The 18,807-nt window shown below is 53.9% G+C and carries 16 protein-coding genes and 1 tRNA gene; 13 read left to right on the top strand and 4 right to left on the bottom strand.

The features are described 5' to 3' along the window. Nucleotides 1-106: 106 nt before the first annotated feature. From ACIGCM_RS02695 to ACIGCM_RS02685, 3 genes are read left to right on the top strand one after another with little or no spacing between them, the layout of a single operon-like run. Nucleotides 107-352: an OadG family protein gene (locus tag ACIGCM_RS02695; RefSeq protein WP_397500477.1), complete on the top strand. Its 246-nt coding sequence runs from the start codon at nucleotides 107-109 to the stop codon at nucleotides 350-352. A gap of 25 nt (nucleotides 353-377) precedes the next feature. Then, complete coding sequence (gene oadA / locus ACIGCM_RS02690; protein WP_397500476.1) at nucleotides 378-2,168, top strand: sodium-extruding oxaloacetate decarboxylase subunit alpha; 1,791 nt, start codon at nucleotides 378-380, stop codon at nucleotides 2,166-2,168. Between the two features lie 9 nt (nucleotides 2,169-2,177). After that, complete coding sequence (locus tag ACIGCM_RS02685) at nucleotides 2,178-3,314, top strand: sodium ion-translocating decarboxylase subunit beta (RefSeq protein ID WP_397500475.1); 1,137 nt, start codon at nucleotides 2,178-2,180, stop codon at nucleotides 3,312-3,314. A gap of 87 nt (nucleotides 3,315-3,401) precedes the next feature. Here ACIGCM_RS02685 and ACIGCM_RS02680 read toward each other — a convergent pair whose 3' ends face one another. Next, entirely contained in the window at nucleotides 3,402-3,728 is a 327-nt protein-coding gene (locus ACIGCM_RS02680; protein WP_397500474.1) for an Arc family DNA-binding protein, read from the bottom strand. Nucleotides 3,729-4,232: 504 nt separating this feature from the next. Between ACIGCM_RS02680 and phnH the strand changes: the two genes are divergently transcribed. Together phnH and phnN are read left to right on the top strand one after the other, a co-directional pair. After that, a complete protein-coding gene (phnH, locus tag ACIGCM_RS02675; protein WP_397500473.1) occupies nucleotides 4,233-4,871 on the top strand; it encodes a phosphonate C-P lyase system protein PhnH in 639 nt (212 codons plus the stop codon). A 125-nt stretch (nucleotides 4,872-4,996) separates the two neighbouring features. Further along, nucleotides 4,997-5,563: a phosphonate metabolism protein/1,5-bisphosphokinase (PRPP-forming) PhnN gene (gene phnN, locus ACIGCM_RS02670; protein WP_397501101.1), complete on the top strand. Its 567-nt coding sequence runs from the start codon at nucleotides 4,997-4,999 to the stop codon at nucleotides 5,561-5,563. 7 nt (nucleotides 5,564-5,570) lie between these two features. Here phnN and ACIGCM_RS02665 read toward each other — a convergent pair whose 3' ends face one another. Next, entirely contained in the window at nucleotides 5,571-6,038 is a 468-nt protein-coding gene (locus tag ACIGCM_RS02665) for an Lrp/AsnC family transcriptional regulator (protein ID WP_339485903.1), read from the bottom strand. A gap of 196 nt (nucleotides 6,039-6,234) precedes the next feature. Between ACIGCM_RS02665 and ACIGCM_RS02660 the strand changes: the two genes are divergently transcribed. From ACIGCM_RS02660 to ACIGCM_RS02650, 3 genes are all read left to right on the top strand, one after another. Then, nucleotides 6,235-9,702 carry an indolepyruvate ferredoxin oxidoreductase family protein gene (locus ACIGCM_RS02660; RefSeq protein WP_397500472.1) on the top strand — a complete coding sequence of 1,156 codons (3,468 nt, stop codon included), beginning with the start codon at nucleotides 6,235-6,237 and terminating at the stop codon, nucleotides 9,700-9,702. Nucleotides 9,703-9,800: 98 nt separating this feature from the next. Next, a complete protein-coding gene (locus tag ACIGCM_RS02655) occupies nucleotides 9,801-10,856 on the top strand; it encodes a Glu/Leu/Phe/Val dehydrogenase dimerization domain-containing protein (protein WP_397500471.1) in 1,056 nt (351 codons plus the stop codon). A 130-nt stretch (nucleotides 10,857-10,986) separates the two neighbouring features. Beyond that, a tRNA-Arg gene (locus ACIGCM_RS02650) sits at nucleotides 10,987-11,061 on the top strand. Between the two features lie 50 nt (nucleotides 11,062-11,111). On the opposite strand, the gene sstT is transcribed toward ACIGCM_RS02650, so the two are convergent. Then, the gene (sstT, locus tag ACIGCM_RS02645; protein WP_397500470.1) at nucleotides 11,112-12,338 is read right to left on the bottom strand and encodes a serine/threonine transporter SstT; all 1,227 of its coding nucleotides are present in this window, start codon (nucleotides 12,336-12,338) and stop codon (nucleotides 11,112-11,114) included. 316 nt (nucleotides 12,339-12,654) lie between these two features. On the opposite strand from sstT, the gene ACIGCM_RS02640 reads away from it, so the two are divergent. Beyond that, complete coding sequence (locus ACIGCM_RS02640; RefSeq protein WP_397500469.1) at nucleotides 12,655-13,320, top strand: YceH family protein; 666 nt, start codon at nucleotides 12,655-12,657, stop codon at nucleotides 13,318-13,320. A gap of 67 nt (nucleotides 13,321-13,387) precedes the next feature. Here ACIGCM_RS02640 and ACIGCM_RS02635 read toward each other — a convergent pair whose 3' ends face one another. Beyond that, nucleotides 13,388-13,924 carry a phage infection protein gene (locus ACIGCM_RS02635; RefSeq protein WP_397500468.1) on the bottom strand — a complete coding sequence of 179 codons (537 nt, stop codon included), beginning with the start codon at nucleotides 13,922-13,924 and terminating at the stop codon, nucleotides 13,388-13,390. A 443-nt stretch (nucleotides 13,925-14,367) separates the two neighbouring features. Between ACIGCM_RS02635 and ACIGCM_RS02630 the strand changes: the two genes are divergently transcribed. The 4 genes from ACIGCM_RS02630 (at nucleotide 14,368) to ACIGCM_RS02615 (ending at nucleotide 18,787) form a co-directional block, all read left to right on the top strand. Next, on the top strand, nucleotides 14,368-15,609 hold the full coding sequence (locus tag ACIGCM_RS02630) for a glutamine synthetase family protein (RefSeq protein WP_397501100.1): 1,242 nt from the start codon (nucleotides 14,368-14,370) through the stop codon (nucleotides 15,607-15,609). A 348-nt stretch (nucleotides 15,610-15,957) separates the two neighbouring features. Further along, the gene (locus tag ACIGCM_RS02625; RefSeq protein ID WP_397500467.1) at nucleotides 15,958-17,487 is read left to right on the top strand and encodes an MFS transporter; all 1,530 of its coding nucleotides are present in this window, start codon (nucleotides 15,958-15,960) and stop codon (nucleotides 17,485-17,487) included. Beyond that, the gene (locus ACIGCM_RS02620) at nucleotides 17,484-18,176 is read left to right on the top strand and encodes a TIGR04283 family arsenosugar biosynthesis glycosyltransferase (protein WP_397500466.1); all 693 of its coding nucleotides are present in this window, start codon (nucleotides 17,484-17,486) and stop codon (nucleotides 18,174-18,176) included. Before ACIGCM_RS02625 ends, ACIGCM_RS02620 begins: the two co-directional genes overlap by 4 nt. Continuing rightward, nucleotides 18,173-18,787: a TIGR04282 family arsenosugar biosynthesis glycosyltransferase gene (locus tag ACIGCM_RS02615; RefSeq protein ID WP_397500465.1), complete on the top strand. Its 615-nt coding sequence runs from the start codon at nucleotides 18,173-18,175 to the stop codon at nucleotides 18,785-18,787. Before ACIGCM_RS02620 ends, ACIGCM_RS02615 begins: the two co-directional genes overlap by 4 nt. Nucleotides 18,788-18,807: the final 20 nt, after the last annotated feature.

Genomic DNA, 18,807 nt, shown 5'->3' with positions numbered 1-18,807 from the left:
TTGCTCAAACGCTTGTTTCAGGCTAAGGTTCGGCAACTTTGCCAGGTATTAGTGTGGTCGCCTGTGCAGGCAAGATAGGCGCAATTTGTCGCTAAAGGGACTGATCATGGCTTCAACTAATCTTGTGCTCGAAGGCGTCGAACTCATGTTCTTTGGCATGGGTTCAGTGTTTGTTTTCCTGACGCTTCTGGTGTTTTCAATTCGCATCATGGCGCGGCTATTGGAGCGTTTTTCGCCAGTTGTAGAGCCTGCTCCAGTGCGTGCTCCGGTTGCAGTTGCTCAGGAGCCATCAGCCGATGTGCTGGAAGCTATTCAGCTCGCAATCCATCAGCATCGCCAACGCCGTGCTTGACCCAAAGTAGACAGGGAATTTAGGGATGACAGTTACCAACACTGCTGCTCAGCGGGCCTTAGGTATTACTGATGTGGTGCTGCGTGATGCCCATCAATCGATTTTGGCAACGCGCATGCGCCTTGAAGACATGCTGCCCATCGCAGGAAAACTCGATAAGGTCGGCTTCTGGTCGGTTGAGTCCTGGGGTGGTGCCACGTTTGACGCCTGTATTCGCTACCTGGGTGAAGACCCGTGGGAGCGTATCCGCCAGCTCAAGCAGGCGATGCCCAATACGCGCCAGCAGATGCTGCTGCGTGGCCAGAACCTGCTCGGGTATCGTCACTATGCCGATGATGTTGTCGAGAAATTCGTAGAGCGTGCAGCGGCTAACGGGGTTGATGTCTTTCGTGTGTTCGATGCAATGAACGACCCGCGTAATCTTTCGACTGCGCTCAAAGCCGTGAAGCAGCAAGGTAAACATGCGCAGGGCACGATTTCTTACACCACGAGCCCGGTACATACGCTGGACATGTGGTTGGATCTCTCCAAGCAGATCGAGGACATGGGGGCTGATTCCATCGCCATCAAAGACATGGCCGGTATTCTGACTCCTTACACGGCGTTTGAGCTGGTGACGCGGATGAAGACCAGCCTGTCTATCCCTATTCATATGCAATGCCATGCCACTGCGGGTCTGTCCAGTGTGGCTATTTTGAAGGCTGTTGAGGCGGGTATTGATAACGTCGACACCGCAATCTCGTCTTTGTCGATGACGTATGGCCATTCCCCGACCGAGTCGGTGGTGGCGATGTTTCAAGGGACTGAGCGTGATACCGGGCTCGATCTGTTGCTGCTTGAAGAAATCGCGGCGTACTTTCGCGAAGTGCGGAAAAAATACGCCAAATTCGAAGGCAGCCTCAAGGGTATCGACTCGCGGATTTTAGTCGCGCAAGTGCCGGGCGGCATGCTGACTAATATGGAAGGTCAACTCAAGGAGCAAGGGGCTCAAGACAAGTTTGACCAGGTGTTGGCAGAGATTCCGCGGGTGCGTGAGGATTTGGGTTTTATCCCGCTGGTCACGCCTACTTCGCAAATCGTTGGCACGCAGGCGGTGATTAACGTCCTGACGGGGGAGCGTTACAAATCCATCACCAAAGAGGCTGCCGGTATTCTCAAGGGTGAATACGGCTCGGCACCGGCGCCATTTAATCAGCAGTTGCAGGCGCGGGTGTTGGAGGGTGCGCAGGCGATTACCTGTCGCCCCGCTGATCTGATTGACGATGAAATGGAAAGGCTCAGCGCAGAGCTTGAAGCCCTTGCCAAGGAACAGGGCTTTGCTCTGGCAGCTGACGCGGTGGATGACGTGCTGACCTATGCGCTGTTTCCGCAGATTGGCCTGAAGTTTTTGCAAAATCGAGGCAATCCGGCAGCATTCGAGCCTGTGCCTGATGGTCAGCCCGTTGTGCAGGCGGAACCTGGCAAGTCGGCGGTGTATACCGTCGCGGTCAAGGGGCAAAGCTATGTGGTTGAGGTCAGTGAGGGTGGTGATATCACGGGTCTCAAGCCGCTCGCGAGTACCGGTCAAGCAAGTGCTCCTGTAGCGCCTGCACCTGTGGCGGGTGGTGAGCCTCAAGTTGCTCCGCTGGCAGGTAATATTTTCAAAGTGCTGGTAAAGCCGGGTGATGTGGTTGAAGAGGGTCAGTTGGTGATCATTCTGGAAGCCATGAAAATGGAAACCGAGATTCGGGCATTCAAGGCCGGCACTGTTGGTGCGGTCTCTACCAAGGTCGGAGATGCTGTGGCAGTGGGCGATAGCTTGCTGACTATCGGCTAGGGGAGGCTTATGGAAAAGCTCCTGAAGTTATGGCAAAGCACAGGTCTGTATCATCTGGAGGCAGGTCAGGCGCTGATGATCGTCATCTGCTTGCTGCTGATCTATCTGGCCATCAAAAAAGGCTTTGAGCCGCTGTTGTTGATTCCGATTGGCTTTGGCGGCGTGCTGGCCAATATCCCGGTTGCAGGCATGGCAGAGGGGAGCGGCATTCTGCACCTGTTCTACGAGGTGGGCCTGCCAACCAGTGTGTTCCCATTGCTGATCTTTATGGGTGTGGGGGCCATGACTGATTTTGGTCCGATGTTGGCGAATCCCAAAACCCTGTTTCTTGGTGCTGCTGCGCAGTTTGGTATTTTTGCAACGCTCATTGGTGCGCTGGCACTTGCGTCGCTAGGGATTCCCGGGCTTGAGTTCACCCTGCGTGAAGCCGCTTCCATTGCGATTATCGGCGGCGCGGACGGTCCGACATCGATTTTTGTAACGTCCAAACTGGCGCCTGATTTATTGGGGCCGATTGCAGTTGCCGCCTATTCCTATATGGCGCTGGTGCCGTTGATTCAGCCGCCGATTATGCGTGCGTTAACCACTAAGGAAGAGCGCGCAATCGTGATGCAACAACTGCGCCCTGTGGGGCAGGCGGAGAAGATCGTCTTCCCGTTGATCCTGTGTTTGCTGGTGGGTATGCTGCTGCCGGACGCAGCGCCTCTGGTGGGTATGTTCGCCTTCGGCAACTTGTTGCGTGAAGCTGGTGTGGTGGAGCGGTTGGCTGATACTTCACGCAACGCGCTGATCAACATTGTCACGATTTGCCTGGGATTGACCGTGGGATCCAAGCTCTCGTCCGAATCCTTTTTGCAACTGAAGACGCTGGGCATCCTGTCCCTGGGAATGCTGGCCTTTTGTGGTGGAACGGCGGCAGGTGTGCTCATGGCTAAGGCGATGAACCTGTTCAGCAGCAACAAGATCAATCCGCTGATTGGCTCGGCAGGGGTTTCGGCAGTGCCAATGGCCGCTCGGGTATCGAACAAGGTCGGCTTGGAGGCGAATCCGCAGAACTTCCTGTTGATGCACGCCATGGGGCCTAACGTTGCGGGTGTTATTGGTTCTGCGGTAGCGGCGGGTGTGTTGCTCAGTTTTGTTGGTTAGCTTTGCCTATAGCTGATGCCGCCAATGGAGATAGGCGGACAATAAAAAACCGGCTGAGGCCGGTTTTTTGTCTTACTTGAGTATTGTTTAGGCTTCTTCAGCCGCCATTTCAGCGTCGTGGGCGATTAGCGCTACAAGGGCGTTTTGTTGCCTGCGAGTGAGTTGGCGAAAACGCTGAAGCAACTCGCGTTCATGCAGCGACAGTTCGGGGCTGTCGAGGCGCACGTTTAGTTCGGCATCCAAACTGCCTTCTTGGAGCATGCTTTGCTCTAGGCGGGCAATAATCTCGGAATTCATGCTGCGATGGTGATTGCGTGCTACATCAGCAATGCGCTCGCGCATACCGTCTGGTAGACGAACAACAAATTTATCAGCTGTGCGGCTGGAGTAGGTAGCTTGTGTCATAGGTCGCATACTTTAGAAACCGGTTAGTCAGAGAGTCGATGCGTGCTTTGCGCTGCATAATTGTCACCGGTTAAGACCATCTTTTTGCCTAGCCGTTCAGCTAGAAGTGCAATCCATATCATTTAAGATATAGTGCAAATTTTGGTGACTTTTTGACGCCAATTATATGTCGCTATTTTCAATCAATCTGCAAATTATTGCCAGTGGGTCGTGGATTATTTGAGCTTTACTAAGCATAAAAAAATAATCCCCTCACTTTATGCCTGTGAATACAGGCTAAAGCCGATTTCTTGTCGATCCTGCAGAGTCATTTGATTGACACCCGCAACTGCTACTTTTCCTGAAATTTCGCCACTAAATTGCACAAATATTGCGTTTGTCGATAGTTCTATTTTGACATCATTTTGGTTTTTGGCGAGTGCTGGTCAGCTAAAAGCAGGAAGCTACTGACCAGCGGTGTATTGCGGCTCAAGTCAAACTGGCTAGTGTTAAAGATGTAGAGGAGGCAGGCTGATGAGTGCAGCACTCGGTGTGATAGTTACGCAGCACGAGTTTAACGCTCCAGTGTTGAAAAGGCCGGCCAGCTTCTTGGCGCTTGCACAGCAGGCGATGGCTTCACCTGGGCAGATTCAGTGCCTTGGCTGGGAGTATGTGCAGTCGCCGTTGGATGAGGCGACATTTACCCTGTGCCTGGCCTTGTTGGATATGAGCTCACAACTGTGGCTGGGGCCAAGTATTGACACCCCAGGTGTGCGTGCAGCTTTAGCGTTGCACTGTGGTTGTTCGATTGTGGAGCGCCGGCAAGCGGCGCGTTTTGCATTGTTGGGGCCAGTTGAGCTCGATGATTTGGCTGATTTTGACAATGGCACTGGCGGGCACCCGAGTCATGCGTGCACCTTGATTGTTCAGTTAGACAACCTCTGTGCTGGGCCACAATTGCGATGGCGCGGTCCAGGCGTGAAGCAGGCTTGCAGCAATGGACTCATTGACGTCAGACGTGTGAGTTTGCCGCTAACGCAGACCTTCTGGCAGCAGCGCAGTGGTCGTAATAATTTCCCCCAAGGCTTGGATATGTTTTTTTGTGCAGGCCAGCAGCTGCTGGCTCTGCCCCGCAGCACTCATGTACTGGGTAATGAAGCCGATACTGATTAAGAGTCTGATGCGCTCGACGCACTAATAATTCGCTCAGACGGTCGCTGAAGGGGTGTTGGTTAAGCGTTACAAGGCCTATGATTCCCTCTCAGGTAGTCGGTGATTTACGTATTAAAGGTGTATTGATGGCGGGTAGGTTGATCTATCTTATTGGCCCCTCGGGGTCTGGCAAGGACAGCCTATTGAATGCTGCACGCGAACAACTGGCAGAAATGGGTTGTCGCGTTGCACGCAGAGTTATTACGCGCTCTGCTGAGGCGCAGGGGGAGGATGCTGTATCGCTGTCCCCCACGGCCTTTGATGAGCAGAAGTGGGTCGGTGCATTTGCCATGAGTTGGCAGGCTAATGGCTTGGCTTACGGCATTCCCAGGCAAATAAATAGCTGGTTGGCCGCAGGGGATAACGTATTAGTCAACGGCTCTCGAGCCTATTTGGCCGAGGCCCGCGGCCGTTACCCTGACATGCTCGCGGTGTTGCTCAGAGTCGATGAGGCCGTGTTGCGCGAGCGTCTGCTGGCGCGTGGTCGCGAGAGTGTGGCCGAGATAGAGCAGCGATTAGCGCGCAATGCGCAATTCAGCAGTGAAGTGGCTGCCGGCGATGAGCAGTTGGTAGTGCTGGATAACTCGCGTGATTTTGAGCAAACCGTTGCCAACCTTATCAGCCTGATTGGACCTAAGCGCGCCTGCGCCTAGCAACTGGCTAATCCAGGGGGAGTTCGGTGGTGCGTTTGACTTCGCTCATGGCGATGTTTGAGTGCGCCTCCTGAACGTGGGGGCGTTGTAGCAGGTGATCGCGTAAAAAACGCTCATAGCTTGCAATGTCTTTGGCCACCACTTTAAGTAAGTAGTCAGAGCCACCCGCCATGGTGTGGCATTCCAGTACTTGCGGATAGCCGACAATAGCCTTTTCGAACTCTTCTAAATTGTTGCGCCCGTGCGCCGACAATTTGATATCAACAAACACGGTTGTACTGAACCCCAATTGCTTGTGGCTGAGCAAGGCAACTTTGCGCTCAATCAAACCTTCTTCTTGCATGCGGTGAATCCGCCGCCAGCAGGGTGATTGCGACAGTTCGACCTTTTCCGCTATCTCAGCGGCGGAGAGGTCCGCATTGTGCTGCAGCAAGCGCAAAATCTTGCGATCAATGGGGCTCAATTTATCTTGCATGAATAATCCAATTTAGTTGTTTTTATTGAATAGCTCATGCTCAGTATTGCTGTATTTGTGCCAATTTAGAAATAAAAAATCAGTACCGACGAGTCATATTCTTAAGCAGATGTCGGTGCGGTGATCCCGTACTGATTAATAGGGTGGCAATAACCGATGCCACTCAGCTCGCCAAAATAATAAAAGGAGCGCCCACATGTCTCTGGCCGAAATCCGCCTGGATGACAAGTATCGCCTTGCAACGGGTCATCTCTACCTGACCGGCACCCAAGCGTTGACGCGCCTGCCCATGTTGCAAAAGCAGCGAGATGTAGCCCAAGGGCTGGATACCGCCTGCTTTATCTCTGGCTATCGAGGTTCGCCGCTGGGCAACCTGGATAAAAGCCTGTGGGAAGCCAAGCAGTTTCTCAAAGACAACCACATCCACTTCCAACCCGGGGTTAACGAAGAGTTAGCTGCAACTGCGGTTTGGGGTAGCCAGCAAACCAATTTATTTCCGGGCGCACGCTACGACGGCGTATTTGCCATGTGGTACGGCAAGGGACCGGGTGTCGACCGCTGTGGTGACGTGTTCAAACACGGTAACTCGGCAGGCGTCTCGAAGCATGGCGGCGTATTGTTGCTGGCCGGCGACGACCATGGTTGTAAGTCATCAAGCATTGCCAACCAGAGTGAGCATGCATTCATTGCGGCTTCCATTCCGGTCCTGAACCCGTCAAATGTTCAGGAGATTCTTGACTATGGGATCATCGGCTGGGAGCTTTCGCGCTATAGTGGCTGCTGGGTTGCACTAAAAACGATCGCTGAAAACGTTGATTCTTCTGCGGTGGTTGATGTGGATCCGCTGCGCATTGAGGTCAAGTACCCCACTGACTTCGAGCTGCCCGAGGACGGTGTTCATATCCGTTGGCCGGACCCGCCGCTGGTGCAGGAAAAGCGCCTGAATATTTACAAAATCTACGCCGCTCGGGCGTTTGCCTTGGCCAATAACCTGAATCAGATAAAGCTTGATTCCCCCAATCCGCGCTTGGGCATAATCACAACCGGTAAGTCATATCTGGATGTTCGCCAGGCCCTTGAAGATCTAGGGCTGGACGAGAACTTGTGCGCGCAGGTGGGTCTACGCGTCTTCAAGGTGGGGATGAGTTGGCCACTGGAGCCGGTTTCAGTGCATCAATTTGCCGAAGGTCTCGATGAGATTCTGGTGGTTGAAGAGAAGCGCGGCATCATTGAGGATCAGTTGACCGGTCAGCTGTATAACTGGCCGGTGGGCAAGCGCCCGCGAGTGGTTGGCGAGTTTGATGAAAGCGGTAAGTCGCTGTTGCCAAACCTCAGCGAACTGACCCCGGCGATGATCGCGCGAGCCATCGCCAAGCGCCTTGAGCCGATTTACAGCAGTGAACAAATTCAGGCGCGACTGGCCTTCCTGGCGGCTAAAGAGGCGTCACTCGCCGCGCCAAAACACACCACGGTACGCACGCCGCATTTCTGCTCGGGTTGCCCGCATAACACTTCGACCAAGTTACCTGAAGGCAGCCGTGCACAAGGTGGCATTGGTTGCCATTACATGACCCAGTGGATGGACCGCAGCACCGATACATTCACCCAGATGGGCGGTGAGGGCGCGACGTGGATCGGTCAGGCCCCCTTTACCGATACGCCGCATATTTTTCAGAATTTGGGTGACGGCACCTACTTTCACTCAGGCCAGTTGGCGCTGCGTGCGGCGGTGGCTGCCGGGGTTAATATCACCTACAAAATTCTCTACAACGATGCAGTGGCCATGACCGGTGGCCAGCCGATTGATGGTGAGTTACGTGTTGATCAACTCAGCCAGCAAGTATTTGCCGAAGGCGTCAAGCGCATTGCGCTGGTCAGTGATGAGCCCGATAAATACCCGAGTCGCGACGGTTTTGCGCCCATAGTCAGCTTTCACCACCGCCTTGATCTGGATGCGGTTCAGCGGGAATTGCGTGAGTTCAAAGGTGTTTCGGTCATTATTTATGACCAGACCTGCGCCACTGAAAAGCGTCGTCGGCGCAAGCGCGGCAAGTTGGTCGATCCGCAAAAGCGTGCCTTTATCAACCCGGCAGTCTGTGAAGGCTGTGGTGACTGCAGTGTTAAATCCAACTGCCTGGCGGTATTGCCGCTGGAAACCGAACTGGGGCGCAAACGTGAGATCGATCAAAACGCCTGCAATAAGGATTTCAGCTGTGTTGAAGGCTTCTGCCCAAGCTTTGTAACTGTGCATGGTGGTAGTTTGCGCAAGCCGGAAGCGGTGGGAGTAAACGCGCTGTTTATCGCATTGCCTGAGCCACGTCAGCCTGGTTTGCAGCGGCCATGGAACATCCTCTTGCCCGGCGTTGGTGGCAGTGGTGTCACAACCGTTGGCGCGTTGTTGGGGATGGCTGCGCATATCGAGGGTAAGGGTTGTAGCGTGCTTGATCAGGCAGGCCTGGCGCAGAAGTTTGGTCCTGTTGTGACCCATATTCGTATCGCGGCCAAGCAGGACGATATTTTCGCTGTGCGTATTGCTGCCGGTGAAGCTGACTTGCTGCTGGGCTGTGATCTGGTGGTTGCAGCCAGTGAAGATGCTTTGGCTAAGCTCAATGATCAAATCGCCCATGCGGTGATCAACAGCCATGAAGCGGCAACGGCGGAATTCACCCGCAACCCGGACGCTCAGGTGCCGGGCGAGCAGATGCGCGAAGCACTGACTGAAGCGGTGGGTGCGGCTAAAACGCATTTTGTGGATGCCACTCGCCTGGCCACTCGCTTGTTGGGTGACACCATTGCCACCAACTTATTTATGCTCGGTTACGCCTATCAAAAAGGCTTCGTGCCGGTGTCATCTGAGGCAATCAATAAAGCCATTGAGCTTAATGGTGTGGCGGTCGAGCTGAATCAACAGGCATTTTTGTGGGGGCGGCGCGGCGCGCATGATCTCGCGGCTGTTGAGAAACTGGCCAAGCCGGTGCTTAGCCAGGCACCGCGCAGCGAAACCCTGGAAGAGATTGTGGCGTTCCGGGTGGGTTATTTGACTCAGTACCAAAGTGCTAAGTACGCCCAGCGCTATCGCCAATTGGTCGAGCAGGTAAGGGGCATTGATAGCCATGCAGACCAGCGCTTGAGCAAAGCGGTTGCGCGCTATTACTTCAAGCTTTTGGCTTACAAAGATGAGTACGAAGTGGCGCGACTCTACAGCGATGGTGAGTTTATCAAGCAATTGCAGGCGCAATTTGAGGGTGACTACAAGCTGCAGTTTTATCTGGCGCCATCTTGGCTAAGCGATCGCTCGTCCACAAACGGTGAGCCGCGCAAGCGTCAATTTGGCCCGTGGATGTTCAAGGCTTTTGCCGTGTTGGCTAAGTTCAAGTTCCTACGCGGTACGGCTTTGGATCCATTCGGTCACAGCGCTGAACGTAAGATGGAGCATCAACTGCTGGCGCAATACGAGCGGACAGTGGCTTTCATTATCGCCAACTTGAATGCGAATAACTACAGCGGTGCGGTGGCTCTGGCAGAAGTGCCTGAGCAGATTCGCGGTTATGGCCATATCAAGGCGCATGCAGTCGCGCAGGCGCAAACCCTCGCCAGCGAGTTACAGGCGCGCATGCTGGTCAGCGAAATTTCCGCAGTCAAACTTTATGAACCAGCCGCGTGATGTGAGCTGTTTTCGCCTATCTATCGGGGCGCGGCAAACCATGCCGCGGCTTTCGCTATCAATTGAACCAGCCTTCACTGAGGGCTGGGGGAGTCAGCATGTCAGTATTTTCTCATGTCGAGTTCGATAACCATCAGCAGGTGGTATTTGGTCACGATAAAGCAAGCGGGCTGAAGGCCATTATTGCCATTCATAATCGCAATCTCGGGCCGGCGCTGGGAGGGTGCAGGATGTGGCCCTACGCCGATGATCAAGCAGCACTGCGTGACGTGCTCAGGCTGTCACGTGGGATGACGTATAAGTCAGCGTTGGCAAACTTGCCTTTGGGCGGTGGCAAAGCGGTGATTATTGGCGATCCGCACAAGGATAAAAGTGCAGCGCTGTTTCAGGCAATGGGCGACTTTGTTGACAGCTTGGGCGGCCGCTACATCACGGCTGCGGACTCAGGAACGGGTGTCGCTGAAATGCAGATCATGGCCGAGCGTACACGTCATGTTGCGGGCGCCGGCGTGCGTGAGACGCTTGAAGGTGGCCAGCGCAGTGGTGACCCTTCTCCTGCAACGGCCTATGGCGTGTTTGTCGGGATAAAAGCTGCAGTTAAGCAACGCCTGGGTCGGGATGATCTCAAAGGCTTGCGCGTGGCTATTCAAGGCGTAGGGCAGGTGGGTTTTAACCTCGCCAGGCACCTGCATGATGCAGGGGCGCAGCTGTGGGTGTGCGATATCGTTGAAGCCAATGTGCGCCGGGCGGTGGAACAACTAGGTGCCAGCGCGGTGACGCAGAATGATATCTATGGGCTGGATGTTGATGTGTTTGCGCCGTGCGCCATGGGTGGGGTTATCAACTTAGGGGTCCTAGATGCTTTGCGGGCACCGATTATTGCCGGTGCAGCTAACAATCAACTGGCTGATGCTCAGTTAGCGGAAGAGTTGCGTAATAACGGAGTTCTGTATGCCCCGGATTATGCAATCAATGCTGGCGGAATTATCGATATCTATTTTGAGCGCAGTGGCGGCAGTGCCCTTGAGCTGAAGGCGCATATAGAGGGCATTGGTACGACCCTTGAGCAAATATTTAAACGCGCAGAACGTGAGGGGAAAACCACCACAGCCGTTGCGGATCAACTGGCCGAGGAACGATTTGGCGGTCAATAGTTGGGCTTTTAGGGCGCTTGAAAAGCTCATGCAGGCACTGCTTGCGCATGACAAATCCAGCGAGGCTGGGTAAGATGCCGGCCGGTTACCCGTAACCCATCAGCAAGTCCGATGGGTGTTGGTTCCAGCTGTCTCCTTAGTTTAATGGATAGAACAAGCCCCTCCTAAGGGCTAGATACTGGTTCGACTCCAGTAGGGGACGCCAAATTAAAAAGGCTTACGCAATGCGTAAGCCTTTTTTCGTTTCGCCAGCATTTAAGCCGCTTTGCGCTTCCGACCTATGCAGGCTGCTGCAGTGAACAGCGCATCGGTTGAAGAGTTGAGTGCGGTTTCGGCAGAGTCCTGAACAATGCCGATGATGAAGCCAACCGCTACAACTTGCATTGCTACATCGTTTGGAATGCCAAACAGGCTGCATGCCAGTGGGATCAACAGTAGCGAGCCACCGGCGACACCCGAGGCGCCACAGGCGCTGATCGAGGCGAGCAGGCTTAACAGGATCGCCGTTGGCATATCAACCGGTATTCCCAGGGTATTGACAGCGGCAAGCGTCAGCACGGTAATGGTGATGGCAGCCCCGGCCATGTTAATGGTCGCGCCCAGCGGGATAGATACCGAATAGGTTTCTTCATGCAGGCCAAGGCGTTGGCATAGCTGCAGGTTGACTGGGATGTTGGCCGCCGAGCTGCGGGTAAAAAACGCAGTAATGCCACTTTCACGCAGGCACGTGAAGACCAGCGGGTAAGGGTTGCGGCGAATCTTCCAGAAGACGATGGCAGGGTTGATCACCAGGGCTACGAACAGCATGCAGCCAACCAGCACCATTAATAGGTGCAGATAGTCGAGCAATGCACTCATGCCGGTTTCAGCAAGGGTTGCTGCGACGAGGCCGAAGATACCTAGTGGTGCCAGGCGGATAACCATTTTCACAATGCTGGTTACCGCGTTAGACAGATCGCTGAGAACCTGCTTGCTGCCAGGGGCGGCGTGGCGGAAAGCAAAGCCCAAGCCGATTGCCCAAGCCAGAATGCCAATGAAGTTACCCTTGAGCAGTGCATTGACCGGGTTATCGACAATATTCATCAGCAGTGTCGTGAGCACTTCACTGATGCCGCCTGGTGGTGACAACTCAGCGCTGTTGCTTACCAATGTCAGGCTTGAGGGGAAGGCAAAACTGGCGATTACAGCAATAACGGCTGCAGTAAAAGTGCCCAAGAGGTAGAGGAATAGAATCGGCCGGATATGTGTTTGTTGGCCGTGCTGATGGTTGGCGATAGAAGCCGCGACCAGAATAAACACCAGTACCGGTGCTACAGCTTTTAATGCGGATACAAATACATTGCCAAGTAACCCGACTTTCAAGGCAAGGTCAGGCAGAAAGAACGCTAAGGCAATACCAGCAATCAGGCCAATAATGATTTGGCTAACCAGGCTGGTGCGGTTAAGCAGGCGTAGCAAAGGGTTGTGTTGGACATCAGTCATAGCATGCGTCTCGTATTGTCTGCGAGTGAGCTGCGCGCCTTAAACCTATTGCGGGTAGCTTGAAACGGGCCTTTTAGAGGCCTCTGTTGTGTTTCGATAGGTTTAGAGCGGCAGCGTCTAGCGAATCGGTCAGCGGCTGCTTAGGTAAAATAAACAGTCTGAGCCTTAAAAATCAGCGGCGGACTCTAGCACACCTTGGTCAAAGGGCGTTTGCCTGATCATTTTGGGCAGATAAAGGGTCGCCCATGCAGAACTTGATGGTCGCCTGCTTCGCCTCGGGTTAGGCTGGGTAATCACCGGTTTGAGAGTCGTCGTTATGAATGATGAAGTGCTTGGGACTGAGAGCAATGAGCAGGCTGGCCTGCAATTGACCGCCAATGAATTGCGTGTGCTGGGGTGTTTGGTTGAGAAGCAAGCGACAACGCCCGAAGTTTACCCGCTGACCCAGAACGCATTGTTACTGGCGTGCAACCAGAAAACCAACCGTGAGCCTTTGATGAATATGACGCAGGGCGAAGCAGGCCAGGCGTTGCGCAGTTTGGAGTCGCATCAGCTGGCGCGCTTGGTGATGGGGAGTCGTGCCGATCGCTGGGAGCAACGTGCTGACAAGACCCTTGAGTTGGTCGCGCCACAATTAGCCTTGATAACGTTGTTGATGCTCAGAGGGCCGCAAACCATTAATGAGCTGCTAACGCGCAGTCTACGCCTGCATGCTTTTGATGATACCGAGCAGGTGCAGTACAACCTTGAGCGGTTAATCGGTCGGCAGTTGGTGTGCCATGTACCTAAGCAGGCTGGCCAGCGTGAAGATCGCTATATGCATTTGCTGGGCGATCCTGCGCTTTTGCAGGCCTCTATCGAGGCGAGTGCTTCAGGGCATGAAAGTAGAAGTGCGGTGAAGGAGCACAATGAGGAGCGCTTGCAAGCGCTTGAGTTAAAAATTGCGGAGCTTGAACAACGGCTGGAGCGTTTAGAACATTAAGTAGCTCTGCTGAAAATACAAAGGCGCCTCTATAGGCGCCTTTTGATTTTGGGGCGTTGCTGCGGTGTTAGCTGATACGACCGATTGCAGTGTTGTCAGAACCGTCTTCAGCTACGCGGTTAACGTTGGTGCGATCAAAGCCGTCTTCAGCTACGCGATTGACGTTAGTGCGATCAAAGCCGTCTTCAGCTACGCGGTTGACGTTGGTGCGATCAAAACCGTCTTCAGCTACGCGGTTGACGTTGGTGCGATCAAAGCCGTCTTCAGCTACGCGGTTAACGTTAGTGCGATCAAAGCCATCTTCAGCTACGCGGTTAACGTTGGTGCGATCAAAGCCGTCTTCAGCTACGCGGTTGACGTTGGTGCGATCAAAGCCGTCTTCAGCTACGCGGTTGACGTTGGTGCGATCAAAACCGTCTTCAGCTACACAGTTGATGCTGGTGCGATCAAAGCCATCTTCAGCAACGCGATTAGCGCCAGTGCGGTCAGCACCGTCAGCTGCGATTGGGGTGATGTTGATTGACTGTTGAGCGGTTTCTGGAAGCGCGAAAGCGCTAGCGGACAAGGTAACCAGGATCAGGCTGGCGAGTATTTGCTTTTTCATGTGTTGCTCCTTGGAAGTGCAGTAAGTGGGTATGGGTTCCATGTTACTCACAAAAAATCGATTAAAAAGTTGACTTGGTGAATGGTAAATATCGACGTGCTTAATAGTTAATCTAAGTAGTTGATATTTATTATTATTTTTACATTTTTAGCGGCATTTATTGAGCTTTCTATGGGGGTGTTAGCTTGAATCTATAAAATCAATTTAATCGATGTAATAGCAAGCTATCTAAATATATAGAGCAATTGCCTCATTCCAGTGCTTGATATTTCGAACATGTGATGCTTATTTTGTGCGCCTAGCCGTCGCAGACGGTCAATGTCAATAACAAGGAACGCAAGATGAGCAGTACAAGCCGTCCAGAGCTGCAAGAGCTACTTCACGGGGTTGATGCAATTGAGTGTGTAACCCCAGATCTCAATGGTGTGCCGCGTGGCAAAGTGATGACCGCAGCTGGCTTTCTTGAGGGACGTCGCCTGCAACTGGCGCGTGGAGTACTGCTGCAATGCATGATGGGCGGCTACCCGGAGGCGAAGTATTACGGCAGCGATGACAGCGACCTTGCGCTGGTTGCGGAGCCAACACAGATCCATCGCTTGCCTTGGAGTGAGACACCGCGTGCGCTGGCTATTTGTGATGCTGATGAGTTTGATGGGCAAAGCTCAGGTCTTTCAACGCGAGGTTTGCTCAAGAAGGTGATCGCTCGCTATGCCGAGCACGGTTGGCAGCCTATCGTCGCAACTGAACTTGAATTCTTCGTGTTCTCACCTAATAACGATCCAATGCAGGCCTTTAAGCCTCCGGTTGGTCTGGATGGTCGTCGTGAGGACGGTTGCTCGGCATTCAGTGTCAGTTCAAATAACGGTTTGCGGCCGTTTTTCAGTGAGGTCTATGAGTGCATGGAGGCGCTAGGCTTGCCGCGCGATACCTTTATGCATGAAATGGGTGTCAGTCAGTTTGAAATCAACCTGCTGCATGGTGACCCTTTGTTGCTGGCGGACCAGACTTTTATGTTCAAGCATATGCTTAAAGAGGTTGCGCTCAAGCATGGTTTGACCGTCGTGTGCATGGCCAAGCCCCTGGCGCATACACCTGGCAGCTCAATGCATATTCATCAGAGTGTGATTGAGCAGGGCAGCGGCAAGAACATCTTTACCGCGGCAGATGATCAGGCAACACCGGCCTTCTACAACTTTATCGGCGGTCAGCAGGCGCTGTTGGCGGATTTCACGTTGTTGTTCGCTCCACACGTCAACTCCTATCAGCGCCTTTGTCACCCCTATGCTTCGCCCAACAATGCCTGTTGGTCGGAAGATAACCGTGCGGCAGGCTTGCGCATTCCTGCGAGCTCGCCAGTGGCGCGACGTGTGGAGAACCGTTTGCCGGGCGCTGATGCCAACCCATATTTGGCATTGGCAGCCAGCTTGGCGGCAGGCTTGTACGGCATTGAGCATGAGTTGCAGCCCAGTGAGCCAATTCAGGGTGACTTTGATGTGCCACAAGAACTGACCCTGCCGTGCACCATGCATGCAGCCATCGAAAAATTGCGCGCCAGTTCGGTGGCAGTTGAGTTGTTTGGTGCAGAATTTGTTGAAGGGTACATCGCCACCAAATCAATGGAGCTGACCAGTTTCTTTGATGAAATTACACCTTGGGAGCGACGTGTTCTGGCGGCCCATGCCTAGGCCGTAATACACTTGCCTCGCTCGCGCTGCCGATATCATTGGCAGCGCTTAAAACTCCAGCCTATGCTGGAGTTTTAACAATAAAGACTCATCCTCTCATGCAACATTTGTTGCAGTGAGCTCTCTAAACGTCAGATTGCTGGCATGTGCCGGCTCTGATCGTTACTTGGCACCTACTTGGTGCGTCTAACATTTTGCATGAACCTGACTTGGCAACTGTGTTTGCCGGTATGGGTATGTATTGGTCTAGCCTGATCGTCGCCTAACAAAAGAGCGGCGACATTTTATTTTGGATTGTTACGCCGATCGTTTGGGTCGCCGAGATGTTCCAGGAGAGTTGCACTGCCCATGACGATGATCCTCAAGTCATTTAGTTCGCTGTATTTTGCCACCTTATTAATGCTGCTCGGTTCGGGCTTGCTAAGTACCTACCTCGGTTTGCGCCTTGCTGAGACCGCCGACGGTCTTTGGGTGGGGGCCTTGATGACCGCGAACTATCTGGGCTTGGTGCTCGGTGGCAAGCTGGGGCACCGCCTGATTGCTCGGGTCGGGCATATTCGCGCTTATGTGGCCTGTGCCGGTATCGTCACCGCGGCAGTGCTGGGTCATGGCATGACTGCTTTGCTGCCGGTCTGGCTGGTGCTGCGTTTGGTCGTCGGCTTATGCATGATGTGCCAGTACATGGTGATCGAGAGCTGGCTGAATGAGCAGGCCGGGCCGAGTCAGCGTGGCAAGGTGTTTGCGGGTTACATGGGCGCTTCATATCTTGGCTTGATTCTCGGCCAGCTGGTGCTGGTGGTGCACCCGGAGCTTAGCGTCGAACTGTTGATGATGGTCGCCTTGTGCTTTGCCTTGTGTCTGGTGCCTGTTGCGCTGACTCACAAACTTCACCCGGCACCGCTGCATCCTGCACCGTTAGAGATGCGTTTCTTCCTCAAGCGTGTGCCACTGTCATTGCTGACCATCGGTGTGGCGGGTTTGTTGATTGGTTCTTTTTATGGCTTGGGCCCCTTGTACGCTTCGCGTATGGGCTTAAGCACCGAGCAGGTCGGCTTGTTCATGGGCTGTTGCATCCTCGCCGGCTTGTTGGCGCAGGTGCCGCTAGGTTGGTTATCTGACCGCGCTGACCGGGTCAAACTAATTCGTGGTGTCGCCGGATTGTTGAGCCTGATGGCACTGCCGTTGGCCATCTTGCAAGCGGCACCGGTTGAGCTGCTATTCATTTGCGGATTCGCCGTCAGCATTATGTTGTTCTGTCTTTATCCTCTGGCGGTGGCATTTGCCAATGACCACGTTGAGAGTGAGCGTCGGGTATCGCTGACGGTCATGTTGTTAGTGGTGTTTGGCGTGGGGGCTGCAATCGGGCCTATGTTGGTTGGTTTTCTAATGCGTTTTCTCGGTGCCAATATGCTTTATGCATTTACTGCATTAAGTGGTTTGGTACTGGTTAGCTTTGTGCGCACGGCCAAAGTCACCCATGTGCATCAGGTTGACGAGGCACCGCTGCATCATATTGCGATGCCTGAAGGCATGGCCAGTTCACCGCTGGTTGCTGCTCTTGACCCTCGTAACGACGAGCAATATGTGCAAGAACACATGTGTGATGACCACGAAGAAGATTGTGAGGACGAGCAAGCCGCGGCTATGGCTGACAGCAGTGCAGCAGAGGCTGAGTTGGCGACCATTGCTGCTGCTGTGGTGACGGCTTCAGCGGTCGCTGCGGCGGCGGTAGCAGCTGACGCCGATCTGGACACTGCGGTGTACACCGATGGCGTTGAATTGGCTGCGACAGACCTCGCTGTTCCTGAGCGCCAAGAGCCTGCGCCGAATGAACCTGACCACGCTGACTCGCCGAACACCAAGGATGGCAGTGCGTGAGGCCGTTACTGAGCGTCATCATTCCTGCGCGTAATGAGGCGCAGGCATTGCCATTGTTGCTGCAAGACTTGAGCGCATTGCGCATGGCAGGCGCTGAGATAATCTTGGTCGACGGTGCAAGTGAAGACGCCACTCGCGAAGTCGGCGCAGCATCCGTCGATCAATTGCTATCGAGCAAACCGGGGCGGGCGTTGCAGATGAACACCGGGGCTGCGGCGGCCCATGGTGAATACCTGTGGTTCGTGCATGCCGATACGCGCATTGATGCACAGTCAATTCAACGTTTATTAGACACCTTGCTCGAGCAACCGCTTTGGGGGCGCTTCGATGTGCGCTTATCGGGGCAGGGGATGATGCTGCGCTTGATCAGCGCAATGATAAACCTGCGTTCGCGGGTGACTGCCATTGCCACAGGGGATCAAGGTATCTTTGTTGCCCGCAAGATCTTTGAGTCTCAGGGTGGCTACGCCAGTATTGCGTTGATGGAGGACGTTGAGCTTTGCAGTCGACTTAAGTTACTGGCTCGGCCCTGGTGCCTGCGTCCGGCGTTGCAGACATCAAGTCGGCGTTGGGAGCAAAATGGAGTCTTGCGCACAGTTGTATTAATGTGGCGTTTGCGGCTTGCGTATTATTTAGGCGCGAGTCCTGAGTCATTGGCACGCGAGTATCGTCGAGGGCCACCCCTATGAGTTTATCGGTTTCCTTACATATGCTGGCGCGTGCACCGCGCCCAGGCCAGGTTAAAACTAGGTTGATACCGGCACTGGGTGCCGATGGTGCGTGCGATCTACAGCGACGCTTGGTCGAGCGTGCTTTGAGCCTTTGTGCTGACGGGTTTTCTCAACGCTTTTTATGGTTGGATGATGGCCCAGACACTAAATTGCAGGCACTGGCTGAACAGCACGGCTGGACAGTCGTTGAACAGCCAGCAGGTGATCTTGGTGAACGCATGCGCTGCATTACCGCATTGGGGTTAGTTGAAAGCGATGCGGTAATGTTGATAGGTAATGATTGCCCGGCAATCAATGCCGAATACCTGGCGCAGGCGCGTGCAGCACTGGTTGATGCGCCTGCAGTGCTTGGCCCGGCGGAAGATGGCGGTTATGTACTGCTGGGCTTGCGGCAGAATAGTTCACGCTTGTTCAGCAATATCGCGTGGGGCACGGCAGAAGTACTGCGCCTGACATTGGCGCGTTTAGCTGAGCTGGACTGGCGTTATAAATTATTGCCGGTGCTTTGGGACGTGGATCGCCCTGAAGATTTGCAGCGTTTGGCTTCTCTGGGTATCGAGGTAGGTTAAGCGCCTGTTGCAGCAGACGC

This window comes from Pseudomonas sp. NPDC078700 (genome assembly GCF_044542375.1).
In the GTDB taxonomy this organism is placed as follows: Bacteria; Pseudomonadota; Gammaproteobacteria; order Pseudomonadales; family Pseudomonadaceae; genus Aquipseudomonas.
The sequence above is the reverse complement of the archived record's forward strand: the minus strand, read 5'-3'. Positions and strand labels throughout refer to the sequence as shown.